This is a genomic window from Paenibacillus kyungheensis (assembly GCF_028606985.1).
Taxonomy (GTDB): Bacteria; Bacillota; Bacilli; order Paenibacillales; family Paenibacillaceae; genus Saccharibacillus; species Saccharibacillus kyungheensis.
Map to the genome: position 1 here is coordinate 4,701,502 of NZ_CP117416.1, position 17,508 is coordinate 4,719,009.

Consider the following 17,508-nt stretch of genomic DNA (forward strand, 5'->3'; position numbering starts at 1 on the left):
TCTCAATATATATGGGACAACGGTTGATGTGTTGAAACTTTTCTTTATTACTTTTTATACTTTAAAACGAGACACCAATTGTTGTAACTGTTCTGCAAGACGAGTCAAATCGGTAGCTGCACTGGATACTTCTTGCATTGAAGCGAGTTGTTCTTCGGCTGCTGCTGAAATCGTCTCAGTATTGCTTGCCGCTTGTTCAGAAATGCTAGCGATATCTTCAATCGCTTCTACTACTGCATCTGCATCATTATTTAAATGATCTGTCGTTCCAGTTACATCGTTCATTTTGCGAGAGACTGCTTTGATAGCGCGGTTAATTCTAGAGAATGAACGTCCAGATGTATCAACAGCTAGAATACCTCCATTTACATTCTCTTTCGCCTGATCCATAACTTCTAGCGATTGAGCTACGATGCCTTGCATGCCTGTAATAAGGTTACCGATACGCTCTGCCGATTCACCCGATTCAGATGCAAGCTTACGCACTTCATCGGCAACGACAGCAAATCCTTTACCATGTTCGCCTGCTCTTGCCGCTTCAATCGAAGCATTTAACGCTAGCAAATTAGTCTGTTTGGCAATATTACGGATTAAATCAACAATTCCACCAATTTCACTAGATTGCGTATTTAGACTTGCAATAATTTCGCTTAATCGATCAACAGTTAATTGAATTTCAAAAATCTGTTGAGTTACATTAATAACCGATTCATTTCCTTTTGCAGAAGCTGTCGCTGCATCGCTCATACTTTGGCTTACTTCAGCTACGTGACCGGAAATCTCAGACACACGTTCTGACATACGATGGATTGCATCTGCGCCTACTGCGACTCCTGTTACCTGACGTTCACTGCCTGTAGAAACTTCTTGAATCGCCATAGTTACATGTTCAACAGAACGACTGGTTTCTTCTGCTCCAGCTGCTAGTTCTTCCGAAGCGGAAGATACATTGTCTGTCGTATCTCTTACTTTCTCAATCATCTCACGCAGACTAGCGACCATTATCGCAAAGTCACGCGCTAGATCACCGATCTCATTATTTTTACGCTGATCAATCTGGATCGTGAGATCGCCCTCACTGATTTGTTGAGTCGTTTTGCGTAGACTCAGTAAAGGTTTCATAATCATATTGATACAAAAAGCTACAATGATCGCTGCTATCACAATAGCGATAATAATAATCACTAAAGCTTGATTACGAATCGGTTGAACAGCTTCAGCAATTTCGCTTGTATACATCGTACCTGCGATTTTCCAGCCTGTTTCTTTGTTGGTGAGAAAGACCATCTTTTTCGGCTCGCCTTTGAATGTATAATCAATCGTACCATTGTCTTTGGAATACATTGTATCCAGATATTCCCCTGCTGCTACCTCACCTGTCACACCATTACGTGTCACAATATATTTCTTTTCTGTATCTAAAATAACGACATAGCCTTCGCTACCTACATTAATATCTGCTAATTTAGAAATACTTTCTAGATTTAATGAAATACCTAATACCCCCGAATTATCTGGTAAAGTATGCGCCAGAATCACTACAGGAAGTTTGCTTGAGTTGATAACAACAGGTGTCATAATCGTTTGACCGGGAGAAGCTTGAGCTAATTTATACCAATCCCGTTCACGCGGATCATAGCCATTCTCATTTTCTTTAGGTACGCCGCGAATCATCGTTCCATCCGGTGTACCGACAAATGTATCGATAGCTTCAGGATGTTCACCAAGATATTGTGCTAATTTGGGAACGATTTCTGGACTCAATCGGCCATCGATCATCGAACTGTTAAATACACTTGATAAATATTCAGCATCATGCATTTTGGTCGCAATGGCATTGCTGATAAATAGATTAGCTGTTTGTACACTTTGGGTTGCACTGGCAATCAAATGATCTTGTACTTCTTCTTTTGCTTTATCGTACATACTTACACCAATCACTAAACTTGGCCCTAGCAAAATCAAAGCAAATGCTACAATTAATTGATTACGTATAGACCATCGAAAAGAAGATGATGTAGTTGTTTTTTTGCTTGGTTTAGGCAATTTCATCCTTTTTTTCATAAACCCCACTCTTTCTATAAATGAATACAGATGATTTTGATGTCTGTTGCTCATCATCTACAATTTGCTAGTAATGTATATATCGCCTAAACCATGTTAGTTTTGTAGATGTAACACAAAAAACCGACAATATCTCAAAGATATTTTGTCGGTTTTTGTTTGTTTCGTATTCATTTCATACAAATATATTGTGTATTATTTAGTTTTCAGCAAGTCGGCTATTGTATTTATTTTTGAAAAGCAGACTATCCAAAGATAATAGAGCACTACCTGTCAATGCCAATTGAAGCGAAGTGAATAACAGCAAATAATCGAACTCTGTACCCATCATAAATGGCTGACCTGCTTTGGCAGTCAATAACACTCCAATCATAATCACTGTCAAAGCCGCACCTGCAATACGAGTAAGTAGACCCAGAATCAACAATAATCCTCCCAAAATTTCTATAATAGCTACGACCGGAGCCAAAAACCCGGGTAATCCGATACTTTGGAAAAATCCTGTTGTGCCACCAATACCACCTTGAAATTTGGAAAACCCATGCAATAAAAAGATAACACCTGTTAATACGCGAACAATAAACAATCCTAATTCCACATTACGTTTAAGCAACATGATTACTCCTCCTTTTTTTGTTCATCTCATGTAATCTTCACTACATACTGTAGTGTATAGTTATAAAAATAGTCGCTTATACAATAATCATATAAGTGACCATAATAACAAAATGCTAAGTGCTGTTAGCACAACTAATGAAAGTAGCACAGGCCATACCGGCAACCGCAGAGATTTCTCTTGATCCGGTTCAATAATGCGATGGATACGATAATTGAGTGACGTTTCGGCAAAAGAAGAATAGATCATTCGAAAAGGTTGAGGGGAACGAGAATGCTGACGATGAATTAGTTTCAGTAGAGCACCGCCCAAGCCAACAGGAGTTCCTAAGCGATGGACTGCATAACTATCTGCTAGAATTTCGCGCGATATTTTGTAATGCAACGTGATATTTTTCAAAATCGGTAAAAACCACAACGCAAGCGCAAACTGCCCTAACAAAAATGTAGTTAATGGATCACGTTGCTGATAATGGAACATCTCATGATGTACAACCGCTTCTTGTTCTTGTTTATCCAACATCCGCAGTAGTCCATCTGATAAAATAATTCGGCGGCGAAAAATACCCATAGTTAATGCAACAGGTTGCGAACAACGAATAATCATCAATAATTCTTTGTTCTCACTATATATAGCATTATATTGCGCCGATTGCTTCACATCTTGTAACGAGCGAAAATAACGATAAGCCCGATAAGACCCTGCCCACTGATCTAATCCATAACCGATATACAGTACAAATGTACACAGAACCAGACCTCTTAGTAAATGGGCTACCGAAAACCATCCTTGAGCTTCCATCCAACGGTTACAGATGCGTAGCAGATCAAAAGGAATATTCCAACCGAATATCGTATGCAACGCATAAATAAACATAAGCCCTATCGTAAATAACGAGAGACCGAAACTTATACGAAACAGTGTTCTTGAACGACGTTCCCAGTGAGTTACGTTTCTTTTTTCCATTGTTTGATTTTATCCTCCAAGGCGCGAATAAGTTGAGGATCTACTTCCTCCAGCACATCTACCATATGATTTACGGCGAGTGACCCGAATTCTTCCATCAATTCATGCGTCAATTCCCTGGACTGATTGTTCAAAAATTGCTCCCGACTTTCTGTAGGAGTGTAATGAAAACTACGACTTTCGCCTGTTTTCGTTAATGCTCCTTTTTCAACCAATCGATTCATCACGGTCATAATCGTATTGAAGCTAAGTGACTTGGTTGTTTGGAGCGAAGAAAGGACTTCTTTGATCGTCATCGGGTGATCCATATCCCACAGAATATTCATCACTTGAGCTTCCAGCGGACCAAAAAAGCGATCCATCCCTGTTGCGCCTACTTTAAAGTTTTGTATTTTCATATGCTTATGCCACCTCACACTACATATAGTAGTGTATATGCAAAGCACTCGTCAAATTTCTCCCTTTAAAGTAGAAATGATTCTTTTTTCTTCAATTACGATATATGAGGATACATTATACAAATAATACCAGAATAATATCATTTTGCGAAGCTATTTTTTTGAAAAAAGAGTAACTTATTGATATCGTTATTTTCAGCTTATTGTCTAAATATGCCTTAGTGTTACAGTCATGTTATAATTTAGATGAAACAACAAGCTGGATGTGTATCAATCACTATAGTTTATTGGCAACTTATCTTATTCACAAACAGGAGGAATCATGGATGAAAAAAGTATACAGTCTATTGCTATGTGGCATATTGTTTATCGCTGTTCTGAGTGCATGTAGTAGCGCATCAGCACCTGCTAATCCTTCCAATGAAACCGATCAACAAACGAATACGACGACAGATAACACAAATGAAGCAACACCTACAACCCCTGCTACAACAGATAACGAATCATCGGATACTTCGACAGAGTCTTCTGCGGCTACAGACTCCTCCACTGGAACGACCGAACCAGCAACAGAAAATAGCGAATCATCAACAACCAGTACAGGTTCGATCGAAGAAAAAGGACCGATTGCTGCGGATAGCGTAGAAAAACGTCCTACGTATTTACCAACCGATTTTCCCATTCCCGATGATGCGGTAATCTCTACCTCTCATCAAGAAGAAAACGATGGTAAAAAATCAGTATTACTCATGTTCACAACCAAAGGAAGTATGGAAACATTGTCTCAAACCTACAAACAATATTTCGATGCCAAATCCTTAACTAATGCAGGTTCCACTATTGATGAAAAAAATCTTATTATTCAAGGAACCGATCCCAAAACCAAGCAAGTCTGGTCTCTAATCGGCAGCCCTCAAGCCGGCAAAGATGTTGTTCAATTAACACTTACGTGGTCAGAGAAGTAAATAGATAAGTATTTTAAAAAATTTTAAATTAGTTATAAAATAAAAAACAGGCAATCTCCTTTTTAAAAGGAAAGTTGCCTGTTTTAGTTTCATTAATTTTTCTATTCCTAGAATGAACAGCCTCTTGTAATGATCAATCTCTCTAAAAACGTTGAAAAATCTATTGTAAACCGAAGTATAGGTTCATCATAATAGTGCTCATGATTATGCCACATTGCGATTTAAGTATATCTAGATTTTGAGCAACATATGATGTCATAAGATTCTCCTTTGTACATTTGAGTTGAAGTAATTTTCATTAGTATTATTCTGGATGATATGATTATTTTTCGAATATTGTATATTATTGTAATAGATTTTATGATAAATCTATTAGCATGGAGTACCACTTTTATTCCAATTTAATTTTGAAGGAGTTGGCTTATGAATAGTGAAAAATTAAAATTCTCTCAATTTGCTAACAATGTCATTTTAACTTTTAGAACCAATCCGTATAAGACTTTTTTTGATGTTGTATTTTTATCTTCTTTTTTATTTTTATTTCCAAATCTGATTTCTAATCTATTTGGAGGTTTAGTTCATCCGTTAACAGCAATAGGACAGTTCTTTTTTGCCGTTAGTTTGACTTTACTTTTTAGTTCAGCTTTAGGAAAGGTGTTAGCTACTATTTGTGCAAAAACGACATTGAAAATCAGTTATTTTTATTTTGGATATACTGCTATCTTCATCATGTGTTTATTTTTAAAGTAAATGCTAATCTACAAAGAAATAAACATACCAAAAAGCCTGAATATATTGTCTATTCAGGCTTTTTTATATGATCTTATTCATGGGTATATATTCATTCCTATCGTTCTCTTTTTCGGTTAACTACCTATCTTTATTGAGCTTTAACGACTTGTACAGTCACTTCTACGGTATCTTTAGAAGCTGTAGGAGCACCTGTTAATGACCATTGTTGGGTTGTTGCAGGATCGGTTCCTTTTACACTCAATTGTTGTTCATTTAATGTCTGAATCGCTTGATCCATATTGATAATGCGGAAATATTCATTATACGTTTTGGCTAGCGTCTCCATACTGCTTTTGGTGTGAAATACAAGCACCATATTTTGTTGTCCATCAATATACGTTTGTTGGGAAGTGTCGATGACAGCATCATCGGGAATAGGGAAATCGGCAGGTAAAATGTCTGTGGTTGGTCGCTTGGTTAAAATATCAGGAGTAACAACAGTATAAGATCCGTTTTCAGTGGCCGCAAATGCAGGTGCAACGAACGAACTGGACGTTCCGACTACAAAGACTAACAACACACCTATCATGCCAACGCTCCATGATTTTCTCATGACTCACATCTCCTTCAACCTTTTGGAATAGTAAGCACCTATCTGTTGATCTTCCTGCACGCTATTCATCTAAACAGACCACTTCTACCTTTATCACCCCTTTTTTAGAGTATACAAAGGAGCGCACAACTAAAAAGTGTGTAGCGCTCCTTTGCGTCATAACAGCGGTCAATAGTGACCTTATTGTACTAAGCTATCTTTATCTGAGATCGATTAAGGTCTCTACCAACAGCTTATATATAAAAGCGTTCTGCTTTACTCCAACTAACGATACCCCTTTAATATAAAGCGGAACGCTGAATATCTCAAGTCAATCCTGTGTACATCTGTTGCAAGAGATTGTTATGATCTCATTTGCCCCATAAATTCACTGATATCGATCCCTAATCCTTGCGCTAGACGCATACCATATTCACGGTCAGCACGGATAAAGTTACAGATCGCAAGCAATTGAGTATCTTTTTTAACCTCTTTTAAATCATTAACCAAATTTTGCAATAAATTCTCTTTTTCTTGAGCATTATATGAACGATATTGTTCTCCAGCTTGAGCAAAATCATCGGTTTTGGCTATTTTTTGACGGGTTACATGTCCTTGTTCCAATTCCACTTCAGAATCCCGATAATGCGGATCTTCTGTAGGGCCATCGGTATAGCTGTTTGGCTCGTAATTGTACGTTGATGTATCTTGCTTGGTATTCATCTGTCCATCTCGTTGTTGATTACGAACAGGCGCATACGGACAGTTGATCGGAATTTGTAAATAATTCGTTCCTAGACGGTGACGTTGTGTATCTGGGTAAGAGAATAGACGTCCTTGAAGCAATTTATCTTCAGAAGGTTCAATACCAGGCACTAGAGCACTTGGTGAAAACGCAGATTGCTCTACTTCTGCAAAAAAGTTATCTGGATTGCGATTGAGTGTCATTGTGCCCACCGTATGGAAAGGAAATTGATCTTCTGGCCATACTTTAGTCGGATCTAACGGATCAAACGCATAATTGTCTATATGTTCGGGTTGGATAAATTGGACTTTCAATGTCCATTCAGGGAATTCACCTTTTTCGATATGCTCGAATAGATCACGTGTCGCATGATTGAAGTCTTTACCTTGTTGCTTTTCAGCATCATCAGCAGAGAACGTGCGCACGCCTTGTACACTTTCCCATTTGTATTTGATATAAGTGACTTTACCTTCAGCATTAATCCATTTGAACGCATGAACACTGAATCCATCCATTTCACGATAATTTGCCGGTGTGCCATGATCTGAAAATAACCAGGTCATCATATGCGTAGATTCTGGAGTGAGTGTCATAAAGTCCCAATAACGTGCAGGTGTCTGTAAATTGGTCTGCGGATCAGGTTTGAGTGAATGTACCATATCCGGGAATTTGATCGCATCACGGATAAAAAATACAGGCAAATGGTTACCTACGATATCGTAGTTGCCTTCATTCGTATAAAACTTAACAGCAAAACCGCGCGGATCGCGTGCTGTCTCTGGTGAACCTACACCATGAATAACCGTCGAAAAGCGGACAAAAACAGGTGTTTCTGTGCCTACTTCTTGTAAAAAGTTAGCTTTGGTGTATTCTTTCATACTTTGATCGACACGAAATACTCCATGAGCGCCTGCTCCACGAGCATGAACCACACGTTCTGGAATACGTTCACGGTCAAAGTGAGCGATTTTTTCTAGCAAATGATAATCTTCTAATAAAGTAGGTCCTCTACGACCTGCAGTACGGGAATTCTGATTGTCCCCTACAGGTGCACCCTGGTTAGTCGTTAGACGGTGGTCGTTGTTTGTCATCGTTAGAAATCATCCTCTCATCATAAATGGTCATCAATCTAATGTATAAATAAATTTATAATTAGACTCATTCCAAAGATTAGATTCATTCTAACATCTTCACTTACCGTCATTCATGAGTTACCTGTGAGCCTTCGATGAAGAAATGATGAAGAGGTGCTTAATCTGCCAATCGGTAACCTACACCACGCACGGTCTCTACATATTGCGGTGCAGAAGCATTATCACCGATTTTTTTACGTAGACTTTTCACATGAACATCAACTACATTACTTCCACCGAAAAATTGAGTGCCCCAAATTTCGCTCATCAAATCTTCACGAGACAGTACTCCGCCTTCGCCTTCGATCAACATTAATAAGAGGTCATACTCTGTTTTGGTCAATTCAATTCGTTGTTGAGCACGATGAACAGTCATTTTTTTACGATCGATCCATAGGTCTTTGAAAACAGTACGATGTTCAGTATCTCCTGTTGCAGGTGCCGCAGGACGATTACTTCCAGCACGAATCACACGTTCCACATGATACAATCCTTCTTGCGGACGTGCAGGCCAGACTAATAATTCTTCTTCTGCCCATTCATTAAGACCAGTAGACAACATATCTTCACGTACCAAGAACAAAGTTGGTAAATGAGAATTTTTCTCATTAAACTGCAACTTAGCAGATTCGATATCTTGACTACCTGATGAAGAAATCAGATCAAAGATAAATAAATCGGCGCTGATCGCTCCTGCACCATTACTTTCCCAACGATGAAATACCATTACATCAAAACAGCTATCCGATAATGTACGAGTTAGTTCATGAACACGACTCGGTGCTGGACTGATAATGACGACACGTCTTGTAATCGGACAAGAATGAGCAATCAGATCGGCTGTATTACGCATATTTCGTTCAGCTACAGACCAGTTCATTAATTTGTCTGTTGCACCTAAATGATAATCATTATCAATTATTTTCGTGATTTGTTTCGACATTCCGTGCACACTCCTCTAAATACGACATGAGCATGGTGTACATCATATCCCGTTTCTTCGGCTACGGCTGCATACCATTCTACAGGTGCGTCTGTCATCACTTCATCTACAGCTCCACAGTTTTCACACACAATGTGTTGGTGATCATCCATTTTGCCGTCATAGCGACTTGCCGCTTCACCTAACTTCAATTCACGAATCAAGTCTTTATCTGATAAATATCGTAAAGAGTTATATACGGTTCCATAAGCAAAATTATGACCACGCTCTACTAACCGATTCATAACATCAGCAGCAGTCGGGTGATCCGCAGCTTCGCAGACGATTTCGTATACAGCTTTGCGCTGTGTCGTCAAGTTGATTGTTTTCATTTGGATCATTCCCTTAATTTGATTTTAGAATAAGTATAAATCCATTTAAAATTATGGTCAATAGTTTTGCAGACAATTCTGAGAATGATTATCATAAATTGGGCGGATTTGTGGTTAAATGCGAATTTGGGTGGTTTCTAGATACGGAACGCTGCGGTAATTGTTATTCTTGTCGTCGCTGGTAGAACGGAATCCCTTGATTGACCGCTTTGCGGTGGGGATTACGTTCTAAAGGCGAGCGCTTCGCTCTTTCAGAATAACGATTCCCTCCGCTGTCGTAGGATATCAATTTAAACTTTAAATGATGAGAGATAAACCCTCAAATCTTGGGTGGGAGGGGGCAGTGTAAAACATAGTGTTAGTTGGATTCTTACCTCTTACCTCTTACCTCTTACCTCTTACCTCTTACCTCTTACCTCTTACCTCTTACCTCTTACCTCTTACCTCTTACCTAATATTATCGGTAGAAATAGGGAATTATTTTGATAGTGAGATATTTGAAATTAGGATATTACAGCTTATGTATATAGTTAAACTAAAAAGCCTTCCATAACGCTGGAAGGCTGAGGTGATAGGGGATTATTTTGATTTTAGACTGTTAATACTTTTTCGATAGCTTCGATCACGTCGGATGTGAGTTGAATGCCAGATGCGCTTGCGTTTTGTTTGACTTGTTCAGGACGGCTGGCTCCGACTAGGGCGCTGGATACATTTTTTTGACGAAGAATCCATGCTAATGCTAGATGTGTCAACGAAATACCTGCTTCATCAGCGATATTTTGTAATTGTCCGATCTGAGAAAGTTTTTCATCGCTGAAGCGATCGTCGTCCCATTTCAGCTTCGCAGCGCGACTATCAGCCGGGATATCGGTTTTGGATGTGTATTTACCTGTTAATAGCCCTTGAGCAAGTGGTGAATAGACCACTTGTCCGATACCGTATTTTTCACCAAGTGGAATCACTTCTTCTTCAATATAACGGTTGAACATATTGTAGACCGGTTGATTAACGACAATCCGATCCAGCAAGTAACGATCAGCTACACCAACAGCAGCTTGCATCTGAGCAGCTGTCCACTGACTAACACCTACATATAATACTTTGCCTTGACGTACCAGATCATCGAGTGCACGTAATGTTTCTTCGATTGGTGTCTCTGGTGAAAAGCGGTGGCAATAATAAAGATCAATATAATCATGTCCAAGACGCTTCAGACTAGCATGACATTGTTCAGTGATATGTTTGCGAGATAGCCCTTTATCGTTCGGCCCGTCTCCCATATCGCCAAATACTTTAGTCGCCAGCACATACGATTCACGGGGATAGTCTTTCAGTGTAGCACCGACTACTTTTTCCGCTTCTCCACGTTCATAGACATTAGCTGTATCAAAAAAGTTGATTCCCAAATCATAAGCTTCGCGAATCGATTGAACCGCATTTTCCTTTTCCACATATCCTCCGTAAGTTAGCCAACTGCCCAGACTAATTTCACTTACTTTCAGCCCACTACCACCTAATCTGCGATAATTCATTGTCATTATAGATACGCCTCCTTGGATATGTAGCTATTTAATAACGCTTACAAATGATTCCCTTTTTATTTTACCTCTCTACAAAGATTAAGCAAGCATCTTGAGGTTTATATAGTAACATAGACCCAAAGAAGAACTTTCACTACACTTCTATTGATGCATCCAACTCACTACTTTGTACGTATGAGTAAATAGGGAATATACCACATTTCTACATAATGACTATTTAAGATTTTGGAGGAGGATTTTTTTATGCTACAAAGACGTTTTTTTCGTATAGGTGCAGGGATTGCGCTTATACTCCTGATTGTCTACTTAGGGACATTGGTTGATTTTATTTTCACACCGATCGCTTCCTTAATTAGCCTCACGATTGTTCCACTTTTAATTACAGCTTTTCTCTACTATCCGCTACGTCCTGTTGTGAATTATATGGAAAAGAAGAAGTTGAAACGTTCTTATTCTATTTTACTGATGTACTTGATTGTCATTATTATTCTGGCGATTTTCTCTATTATCGGTTGGCCTACATTACGTGATCAGGTGACAAGCTTTATCGAAAATGCACCTAGATTTACACAAAGTATTATTACGCAGATTCAGCTATTACAACAGAACCCAACCATTCAACAATATATTCCTGCTGAAAACAATCAAGAAATGATTGCCAAATTAACTGAGTATTTAAATACAATCTTTGATTGGTTATCAGTTCATATTTCAAGCATGTTCTCCTTTATCTCGAACTTTGTATTGGTTGTTGCTACTGTGCCTATCATGTTGTACTACTTGTTAAAAGATGACAAACGTTTATCTCCTCAATTGCTCAAACTTTTCCCTGCTGGACACAAAGAAGATGGAAAAGCGATGCTAGATGAGATGGATGATTCACTAAGTAGCTTTATTGCAGGTCGAGTATTGGTTAACTTAGCACTATGCGTACTGCTTTATATTGGATTCTTGATTATCGATTTACCTTATTCGTTATTGCTTGTATTTTTAGCTTTCTTCCTCAACTTTATTCCTTATATCGGAGCTATTTTATCAGCGGTTCCGGTAGCGATTGTAGGCTTAATTGAATCACCTGCAATGGGAATCTGGGCGATCGTGATCGTAATTATTGCACAAATGATCCAAAACAACTTGCTAGAGCCTATTATTTTCGGAAAACAATTGGATATCCATCCATTTACAATCGTCGTCCTGCTACTGGTCGGTGGCGATATGGGCGGTATTCTCGGCATGTTACTTGTGATTCCATTGTATATGGTAGTGAAGATCGGAATTGTGCATATCTACGGTATGTATTTGAAAGATAAAATGAATCATAATTTTGATGATCATCAGAACAAACCAAATAACGATTCTATTTTCAAATTATAATAGTGTCTGTAACATCAAAAAAACGAGTTCCCTTGAGATCAGGGAGCTCGTTTTTTTTGTATTTCCTACTATAATAAAGCGATTGTTTTATGCATTAAAAGCAGTAGTTACCTTCTCTTCAACCTGACGCAATACATTTTCAAGTTGAGCTTCATCTGCGTAAGGAGCACCACCAAAGATCAAATGCCCTACACTTTCAATACCTACAAATCCGAAAATACCAGTGGTAGATGTAATTTTTAGACCATCTGTCATACCCACTTGATCGTAAATCTCGTTAGTCTGACCATGCGTATTAATAATTAATCCTTTTTTACCTGTAAGCAATTGAGCAACCCCTGTTTCTCCATATCCATAAGCAAATCCGTAAGCAAACACGCGATCTACATATCCTTTCAAAATAGCAGGCAAACCTGTCCACCAAATTGGATAAACAAACGTTATCGCTTCAGCCGCTGTAATGTATTCTTGCTCAGCTTTGATATCTGCTGGTGTATTGCCAGCTTTCATTGCTTCTGTATCTGCTTCTGTAAGTACAGGTTGAAAATTCAAGGCATAGAGGTCACGAACAACAACTTCATGTCCTTGAGATTCTAAAGTCTGTACCATTCTTTTCAAAATAGCTTGATTGGTTCCTTCTTGATGCGGATGAGCAAATACGATTAGATGTTTCATGAATAACATTCTCCTCATTTAGATAGATATCTATATATTTTTATAAAAAAAGGCTCTCACTCACTCAAAGCCCGGAATACACACGTTCTAACAAATACTCAAATTGCTCTTGTTCCTGTTCATTCAGATGACCATAGACTTTTTGATTCACAGCTTCAGACACTTGATTAAAGATCGGCTCTAACTCCCAACCTTTATCGGTTAAATGAATCATTGTGATCCGCTGATCGACTTCGTCTTTGCTCCGCTTAACATAACCAAGCTTCTCTAATTTGTTAACTAATACTGTAACCGTTGGTTGGGTACGATGTACTTTTTGTGCTAACGTATTAACAGATAATCCACATTTTTCACTATACAAAAAGCAAAGAATGTCTCCATGAGAAGGAACAACTTCTGTCACATTGTTCTTTTCTAACTCTGTGATAATCAATTTATTAACGTCATCACGTATCTTCGAGATAATGGAACACGCATTGTAATTTAGCATATTTTTATAATACATAGATATCTATATATTTGCAAGTATTATATTTTTCTATTTTGGTAAAATGAATTATTATGAAGAAGGAGTGTAATATCCGTCAGACTGGGTAATAATACAGTAAATACTAAATTGCTAAGATGAGGGGTCGACTACAAATGGATAACGAATCTACAAAATCAATTATTACAGGTGCAATCGCTGGAGCATTAATTGGTGCAGGAGCAGCACTTTTGTTCTCTACTCCACAAGGTGACAAAATCCGTACTCGTGTAGCAGAATTGACTGATCTTGTTGTTGAGAACGCTCCAATGTTGAACGAACGTGGACATGTTCTTGCTGAAAAAGGTCAAGAAGTTGTAGGTATGGTAAAAGAATCTCTTGATGGTGTGAAAGATTTGAAAGACGAAGCACAATCCGCTACTAAAGAAGTTAAAGGTGAAATTCAAGGATTTAAAGACTCACATAATAATTAATCGTACTTTATACATTTCTTCAAAGTAAAAGCTTTGCTGATATTCTGGCAAAGCTTTTACTTTTTTTATTTTACTATTTTGATCAAGAAAAAATATCTACAAGTTGTTCAATAAAAGATGTAGCATATATTCCATCACGATCCAGATGAGGATCAAATACAGTAATTTCAAGCCCAACGACTTGAGGATGAGATACCAATGGTCGCAATAGCTGGATAAGTTCTACATAATCTAACCCGTCCGTTTGTCTGCTATCTATCGCAGGCATAATCAGATCATTTAACACATCTACATCGAAATGAATAAAAAATCCTTCTAATTGTTGCTGTTCCACCATATCTAGAAACTGGTTCACGATATGTTCTATACCTGTCTTACGTAATGTAGGTAGATCCATATAACGAATAGCAGAATCCAATATAGGTTGAACATAAGAATCATCCAGTTCTCGATTACCTACACAAAATACATGCTCCTCAAGAACATAAGGTTTAAGATCATTTAGATTTGTTATGCGATCATCTCCTAGCCCCGTTACAATAGCTAAATCAAGACCTGCAACTGCTCCACCTGTATGAGAAGATGAAGTAGGTAAATAATCAGTATGTCCATCCAAAAAGAACAGTCCGTAAGTACCTTTCTGCTTTAATGCCATCATATTGCCAACCAAAATACTGCAATCTCCACCGATCATTAATTTAAATGTCTTTTCTTCAAGTGCTGTTGCTAATAGTTCTGCTTGTTGTAACGCATAATGAGCAACAGCTTCTATATTAAGGATGCCTGATACTGCATCTTTCTTTATCTCATAAGGCGGAGCTAGTAACGTGTATCTATTTTGTATCGGTAGTTGATCGTACAACCCATATGTTTTGAAATGTTCTGGCAATACATAAACACCTGGTTGTTCATCTTCTTCTTTCTTATTTAGACCCAAATTCGTAGGAAATTCAAAAACATCTATCGGATAAATAGGCATATGTTCTGCTCCTTCTGCTCATCATGAGTATAGATTGAATATCATAGATCATTTATAAATGATTATGAGTCGATTTCTCTAGTTTAACAAACAAAACCCTTCTAATATACAGAAGGGGAGTGAATGATATATGTTAAGTATTAGCCGTCATTAACGAAAATAATGCCCTTGTTCTAAATCCTCAAGTAAGGAAGGATGTACCGGTTGCCAGCCCAACTGTTGTTGAGTGGATTGACTGGAGCGTGGAATATCTAAAGCTGCTAATGCTCCTAGAAAACCGAAGTGATCTTGTGCTTGATCCTGTGGGATGCTAACAACAGGTACATTCAGATGCTTACCGATTACGGTAGCAATATCACGAAATACAATACCTTCGTCTGCGACCCCATCTAATCTTGAACCTGGTTCTGCTTTTGCTAAAGCAAGACAATATAAATGAGCAGCATCTAAACGATGAACAGCAGGCCAGCGATTCATCCCTTCTTCTATATACGCTGCTACACCTTTTTCTTTAGCGATTGTAATTAATTTCGGGATAAAGCCAGTATCTCCTTCTCCATGTACAGACGGACAAAGTTCTATAATCGATGTACGCACTCCGCGCTGAGCTAACGATAATGCGACTTGCTCTGAAGCGACTCCGTTAAAATGAGCTGTCGTTATAAAAGGCTTATCCGAACCTTCCAGTACCGCTCCTATACTCTCTATCACTTGCAAATCAGTCGCAAGCGACCCTTCAAAATCCGCAAAATCGTGTTTGAATGCTAAATGAATAACACCGTCTGCTTGAGCAACACCTTGCTGAAGACTGGTAACGTTATCTATATCACCTCGATAAGCTTCTGCTCCTAGCTTTTGCAACCATTCAGCACTGTGATCTGAGCGAGCCAACCCTACTACGGTGTGACCGGAATCTATAAGTTCACGAACGACAGCAGAACCGATATAACCTGTTGCTCCTGTTACAAATACACGCATAATAAAAACCCACCTTATCATAGAAATGAATTTTTAAAAAAATTAGCTTATTACCAGGCTACCATACCGTTCTCATCTGAAAATGTACCTGTTGGGCCATCCGAACCAAGCATAGCAAGGCGGACTGCTTCCCGAGCGCCTTCTTCTACACTACGTGTACCAGCAAAGTTATTCAGAGCTGTCGAGATAAATCCAGGACAAGCAATATTGACTTTGATCGGAGTGGATTCTAACGCAAATGCAAACGCAAGTGTAATCGCATGAAGTGCAGATTTGGAAGAAGAATATGTTCCGAACATAGCACGATGAGGATTATCGGGATTAGAATTCCAAGTTAATGATCCGCCAGAGCTTCCTATATTCACGATACGCCCTGCCGGAGATTGGTGTAGTAGCGGTAACATCGCTTGCGTAAGAGCAATCACACCGAATACATTCGTTTCAAAAACAACACGTATATCTTCCATAGGAGCTACAGTTAATAGACCGGATTGCACACTTTCTGGAAAATCCCCATCGGATCTGCCTGCATGTGAAATACCTGCATTATTGATCAGTACATCCAGACGACCATATTCTTGCTCAATATGTTGTGCTGCGGCTGTAATAGAATGTTGATCCGTTACATCCAGTTGTAGAGCATGAGCGCCTTCACCTATATCATTTACAGCTAGCTTGCCGTTTTCTAAATGTCGTGATCCTACAAATACAGTAAATCCTTTGGCAACAAGATCTTTTGCAATCTGTAGACCTATGCCCTTATTCGCTCCACTAACCAAAGCAACCTGTTTGTTATCCATAATGATCTCCTTTGGAATAATAAATGTATTTTTCAGGTTGACACGTCAACCTAGATACAATCTAACACGTTGAAGTTGACGTGTCAACCATGCTATTATATGTTTATGGATAATCATGAGATCAATCAAGAAGAAATGAAAATATGGCATATGTGGAAAGGTACATTCCATACGATTTTTGGTCGTATTGTCAAAGAAATGTCGGATCATACGGGATTATCAGAAAGCGATTTTGGCATATTGGATCGGTTGGTTCTTTTTGGAGAAGGAAAACTTCGTCAGCAGGAATTGGCAGACTATATGAATTGGGATAAAAGCCGACTTTCTCATCATCTCAAGCGTATGGAAAAGCGTGGATTGGTGATGCGTACTCCTTTAGATACCGATCGCGGAGTTCAGGTAGGGATTACATCGGAAGGTCAATCAGCTTTAGATAATGCTCGCCCTGTTATTTCTCAAGCGATGCGCAAACATTTTTTTGCACAATTGACTGAACAAGATATCGAATTAATTACCCGATTAGCAGAAAGAACCAAATAACACTTGATGTAGTTCCAAAAAGTGTAGATCAAAAAAAGAGCAAGCCAAAGCACATTCAACCAGCCGCTTTTGCTTGCTCTTTTGATGTTATGATTGATTTCGATGAGCGCTAAATAGAGCACACAGAAAGGACTAT

General features: G+C 38.5%; 19 protein-coding genes. 5 read left to right on the top strand and 14 right to left on the bottom strand.

Annotated features, from left to right (window positions below; genetic code table 11):
• Positions 1–54: 54 nt before the first annotated feature.
• From PQ456_RS20395 to PQ456_RS20410, 4 genes are all read right to left on the bottom strand, one after another.
• A complete protein-coding gene (locus PQ456_RS20395) occupies positions 55–2,064 on the bottom strand; it encodes a methyl-accepting chemotaxis protein (RefSeq protein WP_273613848.1) in 2,010 nt (669 codons plus the stop codon).
• 199 nt (positions 2,065–2,263) lie between these two features.
• Positions 2,264–2,680, bottom strand: coding sequence for a DoxX family protein (locus tag PQ456_RS20400; protein WP_273613849.1), 417 nt, complete (start codon positions 2,678–2,680; stop codon positions 2,264–2,266).
• Between the two features lie 87 nt (positions 2,681–2,767).
• Positions 2,768–3,646, bottom strand: coding sequence for a M56 family metallopeptidase (locus PQ456_RS20405; protein ID WP_273613850.1), 879 nt, complete (start codon positions 3,644–3,646; stop codon positions 2,768–2,770).
• Positions 3,628–4,044, bottom strand: a complete 417-nt coding sequence (locus PQ456_RS20410) for a BlaI/MecI/CopY family transcriptional regulator (RefSeq protein ID WP_204826187.1) — start codon at positions 4,042–4,044, stop codon at positions 3,628–3,630. The genes PQ456_RS20405 and PQ456_RS20410 overlap by 19 nt, the downstream gene beginning before the upstream one ends.
• Positions 4,045–4,370: 326 nt before the next feature.
• Here PQ456_RS20410 and PQ456_RS20415 point away from each other — a divergent pair, with 326 nt between their 5' ends.
• Both PQ456_RS20415 and PQ456_RS20420 read left to right on the top strand, forming a co-directional pair.
• Positions 4,371–5,009 (top strand): hypothetical protein, encoded by a 639-nt coding sequence (locus PQ456_RS20415; RefSeq protein WP_273613851.1) that lies wholly within the window; start codon positions 4,371–4,373, stop codon positions 5,007–5,009.
• Between the two features lie 423 nt (positions 5,010–5,432).
• Positions 5,433–5,759, top strand: coding sequence for a hypothetical protein (locus tag PQ456_RS20420; RefSeq protein ID WP_273613852.1), 327 nt, complete (start codon positions 5,433–5,435; stop codon positions 5,757–5,759).
• A gap of 130 nt (positions 5,760–5,889) precedes the next feature.
• Here the strand turns inward: PQ456_RS20420 and PQ456_RS20425 are convergent, their stop codons facing one another.
• The 5 genes from PQ456_RS20425 to PQ456_RS20445 form a co-directional block, all read right to left on the bottom strand.
• On the bottom strand, positions 5,890–6,354 hold the full coding sequence (locus PQ456_RS20425; RefSeq protein ID WP_273613853.1) for a hypothetical protein: 465 nt from the start codon (positions 6,352–6,354) through the stop codon (positions 5,890–5,892).
• 342 nt (positions 6,355–6,696) lie between these two features.
• A complete protein-coding gene (locus tag PQ456_RS20430; protein ID WP_273613854.1) occupies positions 6,697–8,169 on the bottom strand; it encodes a catalase in 1,473 nt (490 codons plus the stop codon).
• Between the two features lie 160 nt (positions 8,170–8,329).
• The gene (locus PQ456_RS20435) at positions 8,330–9,154 is read right to left on the bottom strand and encodes a winged helix-turn-helix transcriptional regulator (protein ID WP_273613855.1); all 825 of its coding nucleotides are present in this window, start codon (positions 9,152–9,154) and stop codon (positions 8,330–8,332) included.
• Positions 9,130–9,525: a Fur family transcriptional regulator gene (locus tag PQ456_RS20440; RefSeq protein WP_069327730.1), complete on the bottom strand. Its 396-nt coding sequence runs from the start codon at positions 9,523–9,525 to the stop codon at positions 9,130–9,132. Before PQ456_RS20440 ends, PQ456_RS20435 begins: the two co-directional genes overlap by 25 nt.
• Before the next feature lie 590 nt (positions 9,526–10,115).
• Positions 10,116–11,057, bottom strand: a complete 942-nt coding sequence (locus PQ456_RS20445) for an aldo/keto reductase family protein (protein ID WP_273616370.1) — start codon at positions 11,055–11,057, stop codon at positions 10,116–10,118.
• A 252-nt stretch (positions 11,058–11,309) separates the two neighbouring features.
• Here PQ456_RS20445 and PQ456_RS20450 point away from each other — a divergent pair, with 252 nt between their 5' ends.
• On the top strand, positions 11,310–12,440 hold the full coding sequence (locus PQ456_RS20450; protein ID WP_273613856.1) for an AI-2E family transporter: 1,131 nt from the start codon (positions 11,310–11,312) through the stop codon (positions 12,438–12,440).
• Between the two features lie 87 nt (positions 12,441–12,527).
• Here PQ456_RS20450 and PQ456_RS20455 read toward each other — a convergent pair whose 3' ends face one another.
• Both PQ456_RS20455 and PQ456_RS20460 read right to left on the bottom strand, forming a co-directional pair.
• Complete coding sequence (locus tag PQ456_RS20455; protein ID WP_273613857.1) at positions 12,528–13,115, bottom strand: NAD(P)H-dependent oxidoreductase; 588 nt, start codon at positions 13,113–13,115, stop codon at positions 12,528–12,530.
• A 64-nt stretch (positions 13,116–13,179) separates the two neighbouring features.
• On the bottom strand, positions 13,180–13,548 hold the full coding sequence (locus PQ456_RS20460) for a MarR family winged helix-turn-helix transcriptional regulator (protein WP_337957865.1): 369 nt from the start codon (positions 13,546–13,548) through the stop codon (positions 13,180–13,182).
• Positions 13,549–13,757: 209 nt separating this feature from the next.
• On the opposite strand from PQ456_RS20460, the gene PQ456_RS20465 reads away from it, so the two are divergent.
• Complete coding sequence (locus PQ456_RS20465) at positions 13,758–14,075, top strand: YtxH domain-containing protein (protein WP_273613859.1); 318 nt, start codon at positions 13,758–13,760, stop codon at positions 14,073–14,075.
• Positions 14,076–14,157: 82 nt separating this feature from the next.
• Here the strand turns inward: PQ456_RS20465 and PQ456_RS20470 are convergent, their stop codons facing one another.
• From PQ456_RS20470 to PQ456_RS20480, 3 genes are all read right to left on the bottom strand, one after another.
• Positions 14,158–15,054, bottom strand: a complete 897-nt coding sequence (locus tag PQ456_RS20470) for an arginase family protein (protein WP_273613860.1) — start codon at positions 15,052–15,054, stop codon at positions 14,158–14,160.
• A 150-nt stretch (positions 15,055–15,204) separates the two neighbouring features.
• Positions 15,205–16,032, bottom strand: coding sequence for an SDR family oxidoreductase (locus PQ456_RS20475; RefSeq protein ID WP_273613861.1), 828 nt, complete (start codon positions 16,030–16,032; stop codon positions 15,205–15,207).
• Positions 16,033–16,082: 50 nt separating this feature from the next.
• Entirely contained in the window at positions 16,083–16,832 is a 750-nt protein-coding gene (locus tag PQ456_RS20480; RefSeq protein WP_273613862.1) for an SDR family NAD(P)-dependent oxidoreductase, read from the bottom strand.
• A 105-nt stretch (positions 16,833–16,937) separates the two neighbouring features.
• On the opposite strand from PQ456_RS20480, the gene PQ456_RS20485 reads away from it, so the two are divergent.
• Positions 16,938–17,372 carry a MarR family winged helix-turn-helix transcriptional regulator gene (locus PQ456_RS20485; protein ID WP_273613863.1) on the top strand — a complete coding sequence of 145 codons (435 nt, stop codon included), beginning with the start codon at positions 16,938–16,940 and terminating at the stop codon, positions 17,370–17,372.
• The last annotated feature ends 136 nt before the right edge of the window (positions 17,373–17,508 follow it).